This window comes from Dokdonia sp. (genome assembly GCF_039945015.1).
Taxonomy (GTDB): Bacteria; Bacteroidota; Bacteroidia; order Flavobacteriales; family Flavobacteriaceae; genus Dokdonia.
Map to the genome: position 1 here is coordinate 233,607 of NZ_JBDUXP010000009.1, position 17,216 is coordinate 250,822.

The 17,216-nt window shown below is 34.6% G+C and carries 13 protein-coding genes, 1 tRNA gene and 1 pseudogene; 5 read left to right on the forward strand and 10 right to left on the reverse strand.

What is annotated here, in order from left to right:
- Window positions 1-27: 27 nt before the first annotated feature.
- The 6 genes and pseudogenes from ABJD27_RS08630 to ABJD27_RS08655 form a co-directional block, all read right to left on the reverse strand.
- Complete coding sequence (locus ABJD27_RS08630) at window positions 28-930, reverse strand: alpha/beta hydrolase (protein ID WP_348202029.1); 903 nt, start codon at window positions 928-930, stop codon at window positions 28-30.
- A 156-nt stretch (window positions 931-1,086) separates the two neighbouring features.
- On the reverse strand, window positions 1,087-1,650 hold the full coding sequence (locus tag ABJD27_RS08635; RefSeq protein WP_348173977.1) for a Crp/Fnr family transcriptional regulator: 564 nt from the start codon (window positions 1,648-1,650) through the stop codon (window positions 1,087-1,089).
- A gap of 164 nt (window positions 1,651-1,814) precedes the next feature.
- Complete coding sequence (locus tag ABJD27_RS08640; RefSeq protein WP_348173976.1) at window positions 1,815-2,243, reverse strand: hypothetical protein; 429 nt, start codon at window positions 2,241-2,243, stop codon at window positions 1,815-1,817.
- 623 nt (window positions 2,244-2,866) lie between these two features.
- Window positions 2,867-3,202 (reverse strand): annotated as a pseudogene (locus tag ABJD27_RS08645) (thrombospondin type 3 repeat-containing protein); the annotation flags it as partial.
- Between the two features lie 221 nt (window positions 3,203-3,423).
- A tRNA-Ala gene (locus ABJD27_RS08650) sits at window positions 3,424-3,497 on the reverse strand.
- Window positions 3,498-3,556: 59 nt separating this feature from the next.
- Window positions 3,557-4,351, reverse strand: a complete 795-nt coding sequence (locus ABJD27_RS08655) for a universal stress protein (protein ID WP_348173975.1) — start codon at window positions 4,349-4,351, stop codon at window positions 3,557-3,559.
- Window positions 4,352-4,398: 47 nt separating this feature from the next.
- Between ABJD27_RS08655 and ABJD27_RS08660 the strand changes: the two genes are divergently transcribed.
- A complete protein-coding gene (locus tag ABJD27_RS08660) occupies window positions 4,399-4,902 on the forward strand; it encodes a GNAT family N-acetyltransferase (RefSeq protein WP_348173974.1) in 504 nt (167 codons plus the stop codon).
- Window positions 4,903-4,964: 62 nt separating this feature from the next.
- A complete protein-coding gene (locus ABJD27_RS08665; RefSeq protein WP_348174067.1) occupies window positions 4,965-6,308 on the forward strand; it encodes an MATE family efflux transporter in 1,344 nt (447 codons plus the stop codon).
- 9 nt (window positions 6,309-6,317) lie between these two features.
- Here the strand turns inward: ABJD27_RS08665 and ABJD27_RS08670 are convergent, their stop codons facing one another.
- On the reverse strand, window positions 6,318-8,174 hold the full coding sequence (locus ABJD27_RS08670; protein WP_348173972.1) for a cation:proton antiporter: 1,857 nt from the start codon (window positions 8,172-8,174) through the stop codon (window positions 6,318-6,320).
- A 275-nt stretch (window positions 8,175-8,449) separates the two neighbouring features.
- Between ABJD27_RS08670 and ABJD27_RS08675 the strand changes: the two genes are divergently transcribed.
- Genes ABJD27_RS08675 through ABJD27_RS08685 form a run of 3 tightly spaced genes read left to right on the forward strand, consistent with a single transcriptional unit; the run spans window position 8,450 to window position 12,838 of the window.
- The gene (locus ABJD27_RS08675; RefSeq protein WP_348173970.1) at window positions 8,450-9,313 is read left to right on the forward strand and encodes an MBL fold metallo-hydrolase; all 864 of its coding nucleotides are present in this window, start codon (window positions 8,450-8,452) and stop codon (window positions 9,311-9,313) included.
- A gap of 9 nt (window positions 9,314-9,322) precedes the next feature.
- Window positions 9,323-10,993, forward strand: coding sequence for a S8 family peptidase (locus ABJD27_RS08680; protein ID WP_348173968.1), 1,671 nt, complete (start codon window positions 9,323-9,325; stop codon window positions 10,991-10,993).
- Window positions 10,994-10,999: 6 nt separating this feature from the next.
- The gene (locus tag ABJD27_RS08685; RefSeq protein WP_348173966.1) at window positions 11,000-12,838 is read left to right on the forward strand and encodes a M1 family metallopeptidase; all 1,839 of its coding nucleotides are present in this window, start codon (window positions 11,000-11,002) and stop codon (window positions 12,836-12,838) included.
- A gap of 278 nt (window positions 12,839-13,116) precedes the next feature.
- Here the strand turns inward: ABJD27_RS08685 and ABJD27_RS08690 are convergent, their stop codons facing one another.
- The 3 genes from ABJD27_RS08690 to ABJD27_RS08700 form a co-directional block, all read right to left on the reverse strand.
- Window positions 13,117-15,831, reverse strand: coding sequence for a T9SS type A sorting domain-containing protein (locus ABJD27_RS08690; RefSeq protein ID WP_348173964.1), 2,715 nt, complete (start codon window positions 15,829-15,831; stop codon window positions 13,117-13,119).
- An 88-nt stretch (window positions 15,832-15,919) separates the two neighbouring features.
- On the reverse strand, window positions 15,920-16,534 hold the full coding sequence (locus ABJD27_RS08695) for a lipoprotein signal peptidase (protein WP_348173962.1): 615 nt from the start codon (window positions 16,532-16,534) through the stop codon (window positions 15,920-15,922).
- 31 nt (window positions 16,535-16,565) lie between these two features.
- Window positions 16,566-17,195 carry a hypothetical protein gene (locus ABJD27_RS08700; RefSeq protein WP_348173961.1) on the reverse strand — a complete coding sequence of 210 codons (630 nt, stop codon included), beginning with the start codon at window positions 17,193-17,195 and terminating at the stop codon, window positions 16,566-16,568.
- Between the last annotated feature and the right edge of the window lie 21 nt (window positions 17,196-17,216).

Genomic DNA, 17,216 nt, shown 5'->3' on the forward strand with positions numbered 1-17,216 from the left:
ACAACTTAACTTTTTAAACAAAGCTTTTTAATTAAGGGGCTTGGTATCTGTATTTATCCAAGTTATTAATTTGTTTAAACTATTTTTGGCTTCTTTCATAATAGGTAGAATTGGCCATATATGAGGCATTCCATCTCCAATAATGACTTTAAGGTTTGTATTAGAATTTTTCATTTTTTCAATTACAATCTTTTGATCAGGATACGTAATATCATTTTCTGCAGCAAATATTAACGTATTTGGAAAAGCTTCAAAACTTCCATTAATTGGTGAAATTCTCACATTGCTTAAATCATTATTATCCACACACATTTGTTTTGCACTTAAAACACCTTTTTTAGATAGCATTGGGTCAATTCTTTCAATCTTTTCAATTTCAGGATTTGATAATGTTGCATCAACAACTGGAGAAATTAAAACCAATTTTGAAGGGCGTTCTATATCTTCCAAAACTAATCTTTGTACAAGACTTATTATTAAAGTCCCTCCAACAGAATCTCCAATTAAAGTAATAGTATTAGCAATATATTTTTCAAGTGCTTTTGAATATACCTTGTCAATATTTTCACAAATAACATCTATTTTATTTTCAGGAGCTTTCGGGTAATCAATCATCCATACTATAGCATTTGTTTTAGTAGCTATTTCTCTTATAGCATCCCAATGATGTTTGGAGGGTCCTGAAATAAAAGCACCTCCATGGCAATAGATGATTAAGTTCTTCGTAGCACTAGCAGGAATAATTTCTGTTATTGATGTTTTTGCTTCAACAAACCTCTTTACTTGATGTAACTTAAACAAGCTATTCTTAGGGGTTCTAACATCTTCTTTTCGTAGTTTACTATAATTAATAGGAGTTTTACTGAATTCTTGTTTAACTCCTTTTAATTTTAATATTAAAAGCATTACATAATACGTTAGGCTCTTCATTATTGTTTTAGGAGTTTACTTTTCTAATCAATTGCACGGTTATTAATTATTCCAAATATATCTGTATAAAGACAAATTACACTTGACAAATATCAATAAACATAAAACTTCACTCTGATCAAACATCTCAAGTAAAAATTTAAACGCTTTATACCCTTATTTACTCCCTCTAATTCTACTTAATGTTTCAGGGGTAATATTTAGATATGAAGCAAGATGTTTTAAGGGTACTCTTTGAAATAAATATGGCTTTCTTTCTAATAATTTTTCATAACGTTCTTTAGCATTATGAAAGTGTAAATCATTAATTCTTTCTATTAAATTTAAATGAAGTTGTTGTACAAATAATCGACCAAACCTTTCAAATTTTGGGTTTTTAATTAGTACATTTTCTATATCAAAAAAAGAAATTTCCATAGCCTCTACATCTTCTAACGCCTCTATATTAAACTTGCTTTTTTCACGCTTTACATAACTTTCAAAAACAGAAGCAGTCTCTTGTTCTGTACAGAAATGAACCGTTATATCTTTATTTTCTTTATAGTAAAACATGCGTGTAATACCAGAAATAATGATGTACAGGTGATCACAAATGTTTCCTGTTTCGCACAACAAATGACCCTTTGTAAATTTTTTATAAACCATGATTTTTTTAAATCCTTCGGCTATTTCTGAATTTTCGAGTAATAAAGATGGGTTTTGTTCGTATAATGAGCTCATGTACTGTCCGTTTTTTTAAATACGCGCTAGCGAATCCAAGGTATTATTTATAATACAAAAACGAACTTGATATATGTCAAGAAATTAAATCTTTAAGCAAAATCAGTATTGCTATATATCAATAGATGTTATATCGCTAAGGAAATTATTTTACACAAGTAAGGCTAACCGTTAGTATCTCTTTTAATAAAAAATATGCCAATTGTAGCAGCAACTAGACCTTGAAGAGGGCCTAAATACATATTTGAACGTTCCATCCTTACAACAATTCCTGGCTCTGGATTATCAGCAAGTAAAACCCAAAGAATCACTAAGAAATAAAATAATGATATAGAAAACACAAGCCTAAAATAAAATCTATCAACCCCTCGTCTGCTAGGCGTACGATTATTTACATCCATAACAAAAATTGTAATAATAAGAGATAGTGTAGGCAAAATAGAAGAAAAAATCCAACCCCATGCTTCATTATCTTTAGGACTAAACTTATCATGTTGGGATGAAAAAAAGATCATGATCGCTAAGATTATTCCTGAAGAAATAAACCATAGAATAGCTAGTTTTTTTTGTGCTTTACTAAATTGAATTTTCATAATTTTAATTTATCTAATATTCCTGATAGCTCCATTTGTTTACCTGGGAACAAGCTTGGTATGTTTTGAGTAGCTCGTAGATCATTCTCTGATATTTCGTATTCATAAATAAAAACAGTAACAGAATGACTTTCTGTATAAAGATTCTTCCCAATAGCACTAGGTAAAACAGGTGCCCCATTAATAGCCCATTCTTTAACTGTTTCCATAGGAGTATTTTCTAAATTAGAATTATCTTTATATGGATTTGGGGAGACAACAAAAACAAAACTTCGATAATACCCTTTGTGCTTTTCTCCAATAGCTAAAATCCTCTCTAAAATACTATAATGCTCTTTATGATTATATATTTTATCTACAATCCATCGATCTCTTCCTTCTAAAGAAATTCCGTTTTTATCAGTTTGTTCCGTTTGGGTTGCAATTGCAAAACCATTTTCAACGTAATAGTAGTTTTTTTGAGCATATCCCGCTTTATCTAAAGCAGAAGTAAGCACCTCTTTTACATCAGACCAATTTTTTGCATTTTCAAAATAATTCTTTGATAGCTCTTCGGTACCAGAGGGTTGATTATTTGTTAAATCAAAATACGGAAAATCTCCCATTGAAGGCAGTATTACTTCTTCTGGGCAGCCATTATTTCCAACAATCCCTGCAATTTCTGGGCACTCATCATCTTTATCTAATATACCGTCACCATCGGCATCTCGGAAAGGACATCCGTTGTTTGCACGCGAACCTGCCTCATTTGGACAAGCATCTTCAGAATCTTTAATATTATCACCATCAGCATCTGGGCATCCACCTAGAGTTATATCACCAGCCGAAGTAGGGCAAGCATCTTTAGAATCAGGAATACCATCACCGTCGGAATCTGGACACCCATTAAATTCAAATATACCGGCAACTTCTGGACAAGCATCATTTCTGTCATATATACCATCACTGTCAGCATCCGGATTTATAAATTCCTTTATTGCTTTACAGCTAAATAGAGAGCATAAAATAAATACATATAATAGCCTGCTTAGTCTTTTCATAAACAATATGGATTTAACTCGTAATATACAAAGATTTACCAATCTCTCAATCAGGTGTTTCTACTCGATTGAGAATATTTGATATAATAATATTAAACAGAAAATCCATTTGCTTATACAAATGGATTTTCTGTTTAATGTGGAGAAGATGGGACTCGAACCCACGACCTCTTGACTGCCAGTCAAGCGCTCTAGCCAGCTGAGCTACATCCCCAAGGTGTCGATATACGCTTTTGCGCCTGCCTGTCAGCAGACAGGAAAGCCATACTTACCTTATTCTTGAACTCGTAAAATAAGTAATGGTTTTGTTGTGTAAAAATCTTTTCTTAAGACCGCATTAGCTTCCCAAAGTTTTTTGAAAAACCCACGTTTTCTGCGTACCACACAAATGATATCTGGCTCATGAGATTGAAAATGCTCTAAAACTCCTTGATATGTTGTTGCATTTTTTGTCTTGGTATAAGATGCACTTATCTTTTTTAACTTACCACTTACCTCTAACGTTTCTGGAGTACTATCTGGTGTTTCTACCTGTAAAAGATGTAATTTACTATCAAAATGCTTTTGAAACTTACAAATAGGTTCTAGAATTTTCTTTTTTGAAAATTTTCCGTCCTTAAATGCCATTAGTATTTTTTCTGGTGCTGTAAACACTTCATTTTCTGGAACGACAAGCACAGGAATATCTGTTTCTTTTACAAGTTTACCAGAGGTTTTTCCAAGATATACTTCTTCTCTCACAGAATTACTTCGAGGAGATAGTACCATCAAATCTACAGGTACGTGCTTATTAAATCGTTGTACGCCTTCTAGAACATCTCCTTTTATAGGATGTGCAATTACAGATACATCTTTCTTATCTACAGCATTAAGTACAGTGTTAATAGTCTTTTCTGTTTCTTCTTTAAGTAAAGTATTCACCTTTGACATACCACCTACTCTAGAGAACTCTTGAAAGACAGAAATCACATATACATTGGCATCAATCTTCTGTGCAAGATCAATTGCATATTGTAATGTAGTAATGGCACCATTAGATGATCCTATAGGAACTAGTATATTTTTCATAGAATAACACTTATTTTTGCTGTACGAAGCAAAAATACTCCATATCTGTGATTGTACCCGCAAAAATTTCGGAAATCCCTGAAATTCTATCCTTGACTAAAGCTTGTGCTCAGTTTATGATCTCAAAAGGGATCTTTCAATGGAACGAGCATTACCCTTCTCAATCAGCCTTTGAGAGAGATATAGACCGCAACGAACTCTATCTTTTAAAAGTAGAAAGCCGTATTCTAGGAATCGTTGTAATTTCTACATTTATGGATGAAGAATATATTCCTGTGAATTGGCTTTCGCCAAATAGTAATAACCTATACATCCATAGACTGGCAGTACATCCAGATTTTCAGAGAAAAGGCTATGCCATCCAATTAATGGATTATGCAGAAGCTTTCGCGAAAGCGCAAAAAGCCATCTCCATACGTCTAGATACATTTAGTCAAAACCCTAGAAATCAAAAATTTTATACCGCTCGCGGATATCAAAAAGTAGGAGACATCGCATACCCTAAGCAAAGTAAATATCCATTTTATTGTTATGAACTCTTACTTACATAGACTTAGTGATGCATAAAGATAATAATCTCAAAAACTAGAATTAACATTAAAAACCTCCATCTATCTACTCAAATAGCAAAATAGACATTTCTTTTAAACGAATCCAACAGCTAGCAATTCCTGCTATTATTGCTGGAATTGCAGAGCCAGTTCTCTCTAGTACAGATGCTGCTATTGTAGGAAATATGGATTTTTATAGTATAGAATCACTTTCGGCTGTAGGGATTGCGGGTGCTTTTCTCTCAACGCTTATCTGGATATTAGGGCAAACTCGAAGTGCTATATCTGCTGTTATTTCTCAAAATCTAGGGGCAGGAAAAATAGATGATATCAAAACCTTACCAGCACAAGCAGTCTTTTTTAATATTATACTTAGTCTTGTTGTTCTGGCAAGCACCTATTTTTTTGCAGAAGAGATTTTTTCCCTTCTCAATGCAGAAGGAATGATCTTGGATTTAAGTCTTGAATATTATAATATTAGAGTGTGGGGATTCCCACTTACACTCTTTACATTTGCTGTTTTCGGAATTTTTAGAGGTCTACAAAATACGTTTTGGCCTATGGTTGTAGCCATGTCTGGAGCGGTAATTAATATTGGTCTCGACTTTGCTCTTGTATATGGAGTTGAAGACATCATTGCTCCTATGGGTGTTAAAGGTGCTGCATGGGCAAGCCTTATTGCACAGGGACTTATGGCAATTATGTCGCTTATCTTTGTGCTTATAAAAACAGATATTTCGTTACGATTACGATTCCCTTTACACAAAGAACTCAATAGACTTGTTGTTATGAGTCTTAATCTATTTGTACGTTCTTTATCACTTAATATAGCACTTGTTCTTGCAGTAAAAGAAGCGACTGCATTGGGAAAAGAAACAATCGCAGCACATACCATTGCTGTTAATATTTGGTTATTTACCGCCTTCTTTATTGATGGTTATGGTGCCGCAGGTAATGTGTTAGGGGGAAGATTACTAGGTGCCAAAAGTTATAAAGACCTTTGGACATTAACAAAACGACTTAATCTATACAATCTCATTGTTGCTGCTTTATTAATGAGTGTTGCTTTTATCTTTTATACATCCTCAGGACTTATCTTTAGTAAAGACGAGACGGTACTTCAGGCCTTTTATAGTGTCTTTTTTATAGTGATCCTAATGCAACCCCTTAACTCCATAGCATTTACCTTAGATGCTATCTTTAAAGGGTTAGGAGAGACAGCTTATCTTCGCAACACACTACTAGGCGCTACATTTTTAGGGTTTATTCCTATAATCTATCTCAGTAGATATTTAGAATGGGGGTTTATAGGAATCTGGATTGCATTTGTAGTATGGATGTTTATTCGATCCAGTGCACTCATCTTTAAGTATCATAATACGTATTACAAACTCGCTAAGAAGTAAAAAACAATCTTAGTTTGTCGTATTATTTACAGTCACTTCATCTCCTATCATAGGTTTTCCTAGGTATGCTAAGGTGCACCCTTCAAAAGATTTTAACTCTAGTTCTTGTACAAACGAACTGAGAATATCAATCGTGCCATCTTTTTCTTTTACAAAGAGAGGAATCATATCTCGATCCTTTAAAAGAATATCTACAATTGCATGATACTCTTCTTCATTATTTATAGAAACCTCTTGAATGGTTGGATATTTACGAGACACCTCTGTGAGGTTTATAAAATCATCTGTGCCTGAAAAAAGACCTTCTTTAGGAATACTATCAGGCTCATCCATTTCTTTTTTTGTGATTAAGCGGAACGATCCATTTTCTCCAAACTGTTTTTTAAATCGGCTTAGTGCATAGCTATTAATCTCACTACTTCCTGTAAGTGCCATCAAATATCCTACGTGGCTCAATTCTATATTATCGGTAAGGTCATCTGAATATATATTTGCTTCGAGAGCTTCTAAGTCTAACTCTTTTGCCGCTCTTACATTACTACTATTACTGTCTAGAAGAACAACATGCCTGTTATTGCGTTGTAAATAACGGGCTATAAGCCTTGACACTTCCGAAGCGCCTACAATAAGTATTCCATCAGATTTTTTAAGAAAAACACCGATCGCTTTTGCAAAAACACGTGCCGTTGTTGCATTTAAAACCACCGTTCCTAGAACAATCATAAATACAAGAGGTGTTATATACTCGGCTCCAGGTTCTCCTTTTAAAAGGAGTTTTGATCCAAAAAGAGAAGCAATTCCTGCGGCTACAATTCCGCGAGGCCCTACCCAACTTATAAAAACACGCTCATTCATTTTAAGATTAGAACCTTTGGTACTCAGAAATACACCTATGGGTCTTATGACAAAAACAACTATTAGAAACAACGCCGCTGTCTCCCATCTGTATAGTAATTGTAAATCCTCAATATTAATATTTGCAGAGAGTAGGATAAAAAGAATAGATATTAATAATACGCTCAACGATTCTTTAAAATAAAGGAGTTCTTTAAGATTAGGAAGGTTTATATTTCCTAGTACCATCCCCATAACAACAACAGCAAGTAATCCTGATTCGTGTGCAAAAGCATCAGACATCACAAAAACACCCAGTACCGCAGAAAGGGTAAAAACGTTTAAAAGATAATGAGGGATCAAATGTTTCTTTGTAGAAAAAGCCAGTGCATGTGCAAAAGAAAACCCAAACGTACTTCCAAAAAGGACAATTTTACCAAACTCTTTGAGCGCAGTAACGGTAAACTCTCCTCCTTCTCCAGCAACAATAAATTCGTAAACTAATACAGCGACTAATGCTCCAATCGGGTCGATCAAAATTCCTTCCCATTTTAGGACAGAAGACACATCTTTTTTAAGAGGGATATTACGTAATATAGGAGAAATCACTGTAGGTCCTGTCACTATAATTAATCCAGAAAATAAGAAAGAAATTTTAAGGCTTAAACCAAAAATAAAATAAGCAGCTATTCCTGCTCCTATAAAAGTAACAAGACTTCCTATTGTAATTAATTTTGTGATTACTGGTCCTATATTGCGAATCTCGGATCGCTTAAGTGTCAAGCCCCCTTCAAAAAGAATGATACTTATAGCAAGTGACACAAAATAATAAAGACTCTCTCCGGGAAAGAACCCTTCCACACCATTCCATATCGGTTCTATCCATTTTGTTCCGTCATCAGAAAGTAAGGTAGAAAACGGCCCTACAAAAAGACCTATCAAAATAAGTGGCAATATCGCAGGTAGTTTTAATCGCCACGCGACCCACTGTGCGATGATTCCTAAAATGATGATTCCTGCTAATTCTAACATAGATGTTTGTTTTGAGGGTATACTTAATGAGCATTAAAAATAACACTCATTTTACATATTATATAGTATTATACTATTTTTAATCGTTTTTTGACAATAAAAGAATATACAATTCTTTGTTAAAAAGGCGCTTAGAACTTACTGTTAAAAAGCCTTTTTCCTTATTTTGCAAGGATTTTAAAAGTTAAAAGAAGGTAATTTATACGCTTTCGCGAAAGCGTACTCATCTCCACACATCTTTTATTTTTTTATCATCCAAAACATATAGATAACCTATGAAAATTTATCCCATAGAAGCAGGCAATTTTAAACTAGATGGAGGCGCTATGTTTGGTGTCGTTCCTAAAAGTTTATGGACACGTACAAATCCTGCAGATGCTCATAATATGATAGATATTGCAGCTAGATGTATGCTTATAGAGGATGGAGATCGTCTTATTCTTATCGATACAGGTATGGGAGATAAACAATCTGATAAGTTTTTTGGTTACTATTTTCAATGGGGAGATTATACTATAGATACATCATTGGCCAAATATGGATTTCATAGAGACGATATTACAGATGTGTTTATGACACATCTCCATTTTGATCACTGCGGTGGCTCTGTGCAATGGAATAAAGATAGAACCGGATATGAACTAGCTTTTAAAAACGCAACTTTTTGGAGTAATGAAGATCACTGGACATGGGCAACTCAACCTAATAGAAGAGAAAAAGCTTCGTTCTTAAAAGAAAACATACTTCCTATGGAAGAAAGTGGCCAATTAAAGTTTATCTCTAGAGCAGGAACTACGTATCAAGAGACATCAGAACTAGGTTTTGGTATCTTTTTTGCAGATGGTCATACAGACAAACAAATGATTCCTCACATTACGTATCAAGATAAAACAATTGTTTTTATGGCAGATTTATTGCCTACAGCAGGTCATTTACCATTGCCTTTTGTAATGGGGTATGATACACGTCCTTTACGTACACTTGATGAAAAAGAATTATTTTTGAATACTGCTGCAGATAAAGGATATTATCTTTGGTTAGAACATGATGCTCATAATCCCATTATCACAGTACAACATACAGAAAAAGGTGTACGCCTAAAAGACACCTTTACACATAATGAACTTTTTAATTTTTAATTCCTAACAATGCACACCATTTTAAAAAAACTCACACTAGCAATTACAGTATCTGCTTTTATAGTAAGCTGTGATACTCCCGCTACTCTTGTAACTGTAGCAGAAGCAAATGTTGACAGCAACCCTCTTAAAGTCTCTCCACTTACTGAAGCTCAAGAGAAATCTTGGGGAGGTAAAGATCTTGTTACCGATACCATTCCAGGAATGAGTATCGAAAAAACATACGCAGAGATTCTTCCAGGAAAATCTGGAGTACAGACTATTGTTGCTGTTATTGATAGTGGCATCGATATCAATCATGAAGATCTTAAGAATGTAATCTGGACAAACCCTAATGAGATTGCTGGAAATGGGAAGGATGATGACAATAATGGATATATAGATGATATACACGGATGGAACTTCTTAGGAAATACTGAAGCAGAGCAACTTGAACTTGCTAGAATTATTGATCGTTATGGCAATGAATTTAGCGGAAAAACAGTAGGTCAAATCTCTTCTGATAAAAAAGATCTCTTTTTAGCTTATCAAAGGGCAAAAGCAGAACGCTCTGAAGAAGTTAATAGCTTAGAAGGAACACAACAACAATATACCCAAATATCAAGACAAGCTAAGACTTCTCATAAAGCTGTTGTAAAAAAACTTGGTAAAGAAAATTATACTTTAAAGGAATTAAATGGTATAAAAAATCCAAGTCAAGAGATGCAAAACCATATTGCTTTTCTATCTCAAATGTTTCAGTATGGAGATACTATTCCTCAATTTGTAGAGAGTATCGATGGTGATTTAGAGCAGATAGAAGGTAGATTAAAAAACTTTAGCCTTAATGCTACTTATAGACAAGTTGTAGGTGATAATCCATATGATATTACAGATACAGGATACGGTAATAATAATGTAACAGGACCTAAACCAGAAGGCGCTAGACACGGAACACACGTAGGAGGAATTATTGCAGCACAACGTAATAATGGTATTGGAATGAATGGGGTTGCAAATAGCAACATTAAACTTATGGTATTACGTGCTGTACCAGATGGAGATGAATATGATAAAGACATTGCCCTTGCAATACGTTATGCCGTGGATAATGGTGCAAAAGTAATTAACACTTCATTTGGTAAGTATTATGCTCAAAATCCAGAATGGGTATATGAAGCAATTCAATATGCTGCAAAAAATGATGTTCTAATTGTGAATGCTGCTGGTAATGAAGGATACAATCTAGATGATGCTACGCACACTGTCTTTCCTAATGACCAACTAGACAATATTTCAGAAATGAGTGATACATTTTTAACAGTAGGTGCATTAGACGAAAAATATGGTAGTGAGATGGTCGCTTCTTTTTCTAATTATGGAAAATCTAATGTAGATGTATTTGCTCCTGGAGTACGAATATGGTCTACAACACCAAATAATACCTATGAATTTTTAGGAGGAACCTCTATGGCTGCTCCAAATACTGCAGGAGTAGCAGCTATGTTACGTAGCTATTACCCTAGACTTAAAGCAAGTCAAATAAAAAGAATTATCATTAGAAGTGGATTAACAACAACAACATCGGTTATTGTTTCTGGCGACCCATCAAAAAGAGCTCGTTTTAATGAGCTTTCTAAATCGGGGAAAATGGTAAATATGTATAATGCCTTTAAACTGGCAGAACTTAATAAAAAATAACAACTCATGATCAAACCTATTTTAAAACGCATCCTTTTTATAGGAGCTTTTGTTCTTATACAAACAGGAGTTTTTGCACAAAACACATCTTACTGGCAACAACATGTTGATTACAAAATGGAAATCGACATGAATGTGAATAACTATCAATATGATGGAAAACAAGAATTAACCTATACAAACAACTCGCCAGATGTACTAGACAAGGTATTTTATCATCTCTTTTTTAATGCTTTCCAACCAGGTAGTGAGATGGATGTAAGATCTCGCACTATTGCAGATGCAGATTCTCGTGTAGGAGATAGAATAAGCAAGTTATCACCCGATGAGATAGGTTTTATAAAAGTAAATAGTCTCGATCAGGATGGTAAAAGCGTATCATACACTGTTGCCGGAACCGTACTAGAGGTAACACTTGCAAAACCTATCCTTCCTGGAGAAAAAACAACATTTACAATGGATTTTACAGGACAAGTCCCTGTTCAAATACGTCGTAGTGGCCGTAATAATAAGGAAGGCGTAGCTTTATCTATGACACAATGGTACCCTAAACTTGCCGAATATGATTTTGAAGGGTGGCATGCAGATCCATATATCGCTCGTGAGTTTCACGGTGTTTGGGGAGATTTTGATGTAAAAATAACAATAGATGCAGATTATATTCTTGGTGGTACTGGGTACATTCAGAACGGGAATGACGTGGGTAATGGATATCAAGATGAAGGGGCTTCTGCTACTCCAAAAACAAAAAGAGGAAAATATACATGGCATTTTGTAGCTCCAAACGTACATGATTTTACATGGGCTGCAGATCCAAACTATATACATGACACCGTCATAGCAGAAAATGGTGTAAAACTCCATTTCCTTTATAAAAACAATCCTGAGATTATTGAAAACTGGAAAAAGCTACAACCTAAAACAGCAGCAATTCTATCCTATTTTAATAAACATATAGGCGCATATCCATACAAACAATACTCTGTGATACAAGGAGGCGATGGTGGTATGGAATATGCTATGTGTACTTTAATTACAGGAGAACGTAGTTTTGGAAGTCTAGTGGGAGTAACAGCTCATGAATTTGCCCATACGTGGTTCCAATTTTTATTAGCAACTAATGAAGCAAAGCATGAATGGATGGATGAAGGGTTTACTTCATATATTTCTGCATTAGCCATGAATGAGGTAATGGATCAGAACAGAGACAACCCTTTCTCTGGGTCTTATGGTGGTTATTATAGATTGGTAGAAAGTGGGTTTGAACAACCTCAAACCACACACGCAGATCGTTATAATAGAAACTTTGCCTATGGTGTCGCTGCTTATAGTAAAGGAGCTATTTTTCTGTCACAACTAGGATATATTATAGGAGAAGACAACTTGGCAAAAACATTAAAAAAATACTATACTGATTTTGCTTTTAAACACCCTACTCCTAATGATATAAAACGTACTGCAGAGAAAGTTTCTGGAATACAATTAGATTGGTACCTATCAGATTGGACTCAAACCACAAACACTATAGATTATGCAATTACAGAAGTAGTTGCAGATGGTAATAAAACCAAAATTACGCTTTCGCGAAAAGGACTTATGCCTATGCCTATAGACTTACAAATAGTAACTAATAAAGGAGAAACCAATTATTATGTGCCATTACGTATGATGCGTGGAGAAAAGCCAAATACAACAAACTATACACAACTCGAAGATTGGGCTTGGGCACATCCTACGTATACATTTACAATAGATGTTCCTATGTCAAAAATAAAATCAATGACTATTGATCCTAGTACTTTAATGGCCGACATTCAGAGAGAAAATAATGAATGGAAAAAATAAGATCTAAGATATTCATCCCATAGATTTCTTTAAGCAAACATTAAAGAAATTACACACAAAAGCCCATCTACTAGTAGATGGGCTTTTGTGTGTATAGTTATTAAATAACTCTTTATTTCTCTTAATGAATATAAGTGTTTCTTTTATTCATACTTCTACGATGTAGGATATATTACAACCTCATAGTAATTAGTATAAAAAAAATCCTCAGACTTATGCCTGAGGATTTTTAATAGCTATAGAATTGGTTTAAAATTCTATTATCTTAATACAACATATTATCTCTTGATAAACCTAGAGACTACTTGTTGATCGTTTTGTGTCGTTGCTCTTATAAAGTAAACACCACTTGTATAATTACTTACATCTACAGTTCCTTGAGATAGGTCATCTACAGACCCTTCTTGCACAATTCTACCTGTATAATCTATTATTTGAAATGCTGAGATACTATTTGCACCACCAATTCTAAAGTTTAATACATCACTCGTAGGATTAGGAAAAAGACTAAGGTTATTTTCTGTTGCATTCGCAGTAAGATCATCTACGGCAAGAACTGTCGCATTAGTATCATACATACCATTACCGTGAGTTCCTATAAGTAACCTGTTATCAGATGGGCGATAATTAAGATCACTTATTAAAGCCATTCCTATTTGACCAAAACCTTCAAGGGTCCAATCAGTTTGTGCTGGGTTAGGGCTACTAAATAATCCTCTTGCAGTACCCACATAATATCCTACTTGACCATTCACTTCTGTAATCGCTGCAGAGCGGATAGAGTGTGCAGATAAGTTACGCTCTACTACTTCCCATGTTGGTGTATCACTAGTAGCATCATTTGTAAGAAAGATGTTTGTAATATTATAGTTACCATATACAGCCATAACAATATCAGGATTTGTAGGGTGTATAGCAAAACCACTTACAATTGTTCCATTTGCAGTTGATGCACCTGGAGGTGTTATGTTAATCGCGTCTGATAAATCTGTTGAGTTATGCGGATCATCAAGTCTAAAAACTCCTCCTCTGTTACCTCCTACAAGAAGATAGCTACTTGCAGCATTATAATCTCCTCTTGTTGCGGCAAATCGTCTTAAACTTTCATTTGTAGATACTCCTCCTAGGTTCTCCCAAGTAGTAGGAGTAATATTCTCTGCATCTGCTGTTTTAAACATGGTATTCCCATCTGCATAATATAGCGCATTCGTATTGTCTTGATCAAGATAAAAATAAGTAACAAAAATACTACTGTTAGATCCATCTGGTCTTATATTGCCTATTAGGTTAGAACTTATAAATCCATTTTGAGATCCAAAATATACTTCAATCTGATCATTTGCCCCTCTTCTAGCAATACCAACAGCAACACCATCTCCTCCTGCAAATGAAGTATGCTGTGTTAAGTTAGGTAAACCAACATCTGTTCCTCCAAAAGTAGTTCCATTATCTTGAGCTCCTCCAAATACAAAGTCAGAACCATCTACTGGATCAAGAGCCGTATGATAATACTGATATGTTTGATAATTATTATTAAGATTTGTCCACGCAACAGTGCCTGCTGTCACATCATCTGTTCTATGTACACCTCCATCTGTTCCTGTAAAAAAGGTATTAGGATCTGTAGGATCAAAAACGAGTGCATGAATATCTGGGTGATGCGTATCTCCTCCTCCTAAATCGTATAAAGCAAAACTTTGATTGTTACGATATCCTCCTATTCTGGTGAACATAGCATCGTTTTCTATATCTTCAATCTTATATACATTAGATCCACCTATAACGACAAAATTCTCGTCATCAGATTTTACATTTATAGCCTGATCATAGGCTACTTGATGTGTATAAGGATCATTTCCACCAAGGTCTCCTCCTGGTTCATCTGGCATCGTAGAAGAAAAATCTATCCAAGTGTCAGAACTTAAGTCATAACGCCATAAATCTGCGTCTATTCCAGTTGTATTTCCATTCGTGTATAACGCATATAGCAAATTATCATTTGATGGTGCCGTAGCAATAACAATACGGCTAAGACTATTGGTCGTTGCATCCCAACCTGCAGGACTTCCGTTTTCAGCAATACGTACCCAACTACCGTCTCCAGTTTCTGAAGTATGAACACCATTCATCGATGAATTACCATTAAAAGTAGCAAATACTCTCCCTTCTCCATTTACGGCTACATCGGTAAAGCTTCCATTACCAGGTTCTTGTAATTCAACAGTAATATTTGTACCATCATATCGGTGTATTCTTCCTACAGATGCTATAAAAAGATCTCCAGTTACTGGACTTACAGCTAATGCATTGTTAAGGTCAAAAGAAGAATCAAAGTCACCAAAAACAGAATTTGTTTCAGGTATCTGTTCCCAATTTATTCCTCCGTCTTCAGATCTCCAAACTCCTTGACCAAAGAAGAATCCTCCTAAAGTTGCTGAGTTTCCACGAAGTTCTCCTGTAGCATAGTACCAAATATTTTGGAAACCATCACGAGGATCTTGAGCAATAGCAGTCACATTATGTATCTCGCCATTAGAAGATACTTTACTCCAGCTATCCCCGCCATTTATAGATCTAAAAAGACCTCCACTTACAGCACCTGCAAGCATAATATTTCCAGTAGGATCACTTATGTCAATAGCCAATGCTCTAGTACGTCCTCCTAAATTAGAAGGCCCTCTATTTACATATACGTTATCAGAAGATCGTGAAGTATCTTGATTACGAGATGATTCTAGAGATGATTGAAGCTCTAACAATTGTTGATCTCTTGGAATCTCCCCTGTCAAAGGATCTCTTTGGAATTCTAACTCGTATTCCAATCTTTCTTGTGTAAATTGACGTTTTTGCTCAATAGGTGTTTTTTCTGTTTTTATTGTAGTAACAGGTGTAAGAAGTTGAGCTCCTTCTTTTTCGATCTCTTCATTGTTAATAAAGCAATAGGATGCGATACCTATTGCCAGAGTTGCCAAGGCATACGTAGTTTTTTTCATTTTTTTTGCAATTTTTTTTTCTTGTATATATACTTAAAAGAGTATATCAGGAATTTATTGTGTCGTACTTAAAATCTTTTCATTTCATTTAAGATGCTACTTTAGGAAATATTCTCTTGTTAAATACAAGAAGAATTCCTACCCCAGTACTTATTGCCATATCCGCAATATTAAAAATAGCATTAAAAAAGGTAAATGTTTTCCCTCCTATAAAAGGCAACCAAGTTGGGAATGTCGCATTTTTTATGAATGGAAAATATAGCATATCAACTACTTTACCATATAACGGGGATGCATAACCTTCTCCCGGTAGAAAACTGGCGATATTGCCATTATCACTACTTTCAAAAATCACACCATATAGCAATGAATCTATAATATTACCTACGGCTCCTGCAAATATGAGAGAAATTGAAATGATAAGGAGTTTTGGTGCATTGTCTTTTACAGACTTATATAACCAGTACCCTATTAGGGGTGCAATAATTAATCGAAAGAGAGATAAAATAATTTTTCCATATTCCCCTGGAAGTTGAGCTCCCCATGCGGCTCCTTCATTCTCTACAAAATATATTTGAAACCAATCTAATCCAAAAACCTTAATAGATTCTCCTATATGAAAATGTGTTTTCACATAAACCTTAATGCATTGATCAACAAGTAGTATTAAAAAGATGATTAGTCCCGCCTTTTTTAGTGACATAAATTTTATTTAGGATCGTAAAAATAAGGTTTTACTGGGAATTTTCAACCGTTATATCACCATGAATACTCTTCAAATGTATTGCATGATCTCCCGTCATTCCATAAGGAATAACGATATTTCCATTACGAGATTGTGCAACGATTTGTACTTGTGTAGTCCTTATGTGTATATTTCCAGATATTGTGTTTATGTATGCGCTTTCGCGAAAGCTAAAATTAGAAAATTGACACCCACCTCTATCTAGGTTTATACGCACATTTTTATAGTTTCCACTTGCTTCAACACTCGCTAAGGCTGAGTAGATATCAATAGTCATGTATTCTGGAATCGTAATCTCTAGTACAATAGACAATATCTTATGAGCAGATAGTTTGTCATTAAAAGGAATAAAGTCTGGAGTTCGCCCCGTAGTGATATTTAATTGCTTTTCTATACGTTTTGTATTGAGTAACGAACTTTCAAAAGTTTCTCCTTCAATTACTGTATAAATGCTAATTTTATCTGTTTGAGAGGTAGTGAGTTTAATTTGAAAAATCTCATCACTTTCTATAAATAATGTTTCTATTCCTTTTGCATCATACTCCTTGAACAGTTTTTTCTGTCCAAACAGACTCCCTGAAAACACAAGGAATAGTATAAATAAATAAATGTGTTTCATAAAAAAGCGTCCCGAAGGACG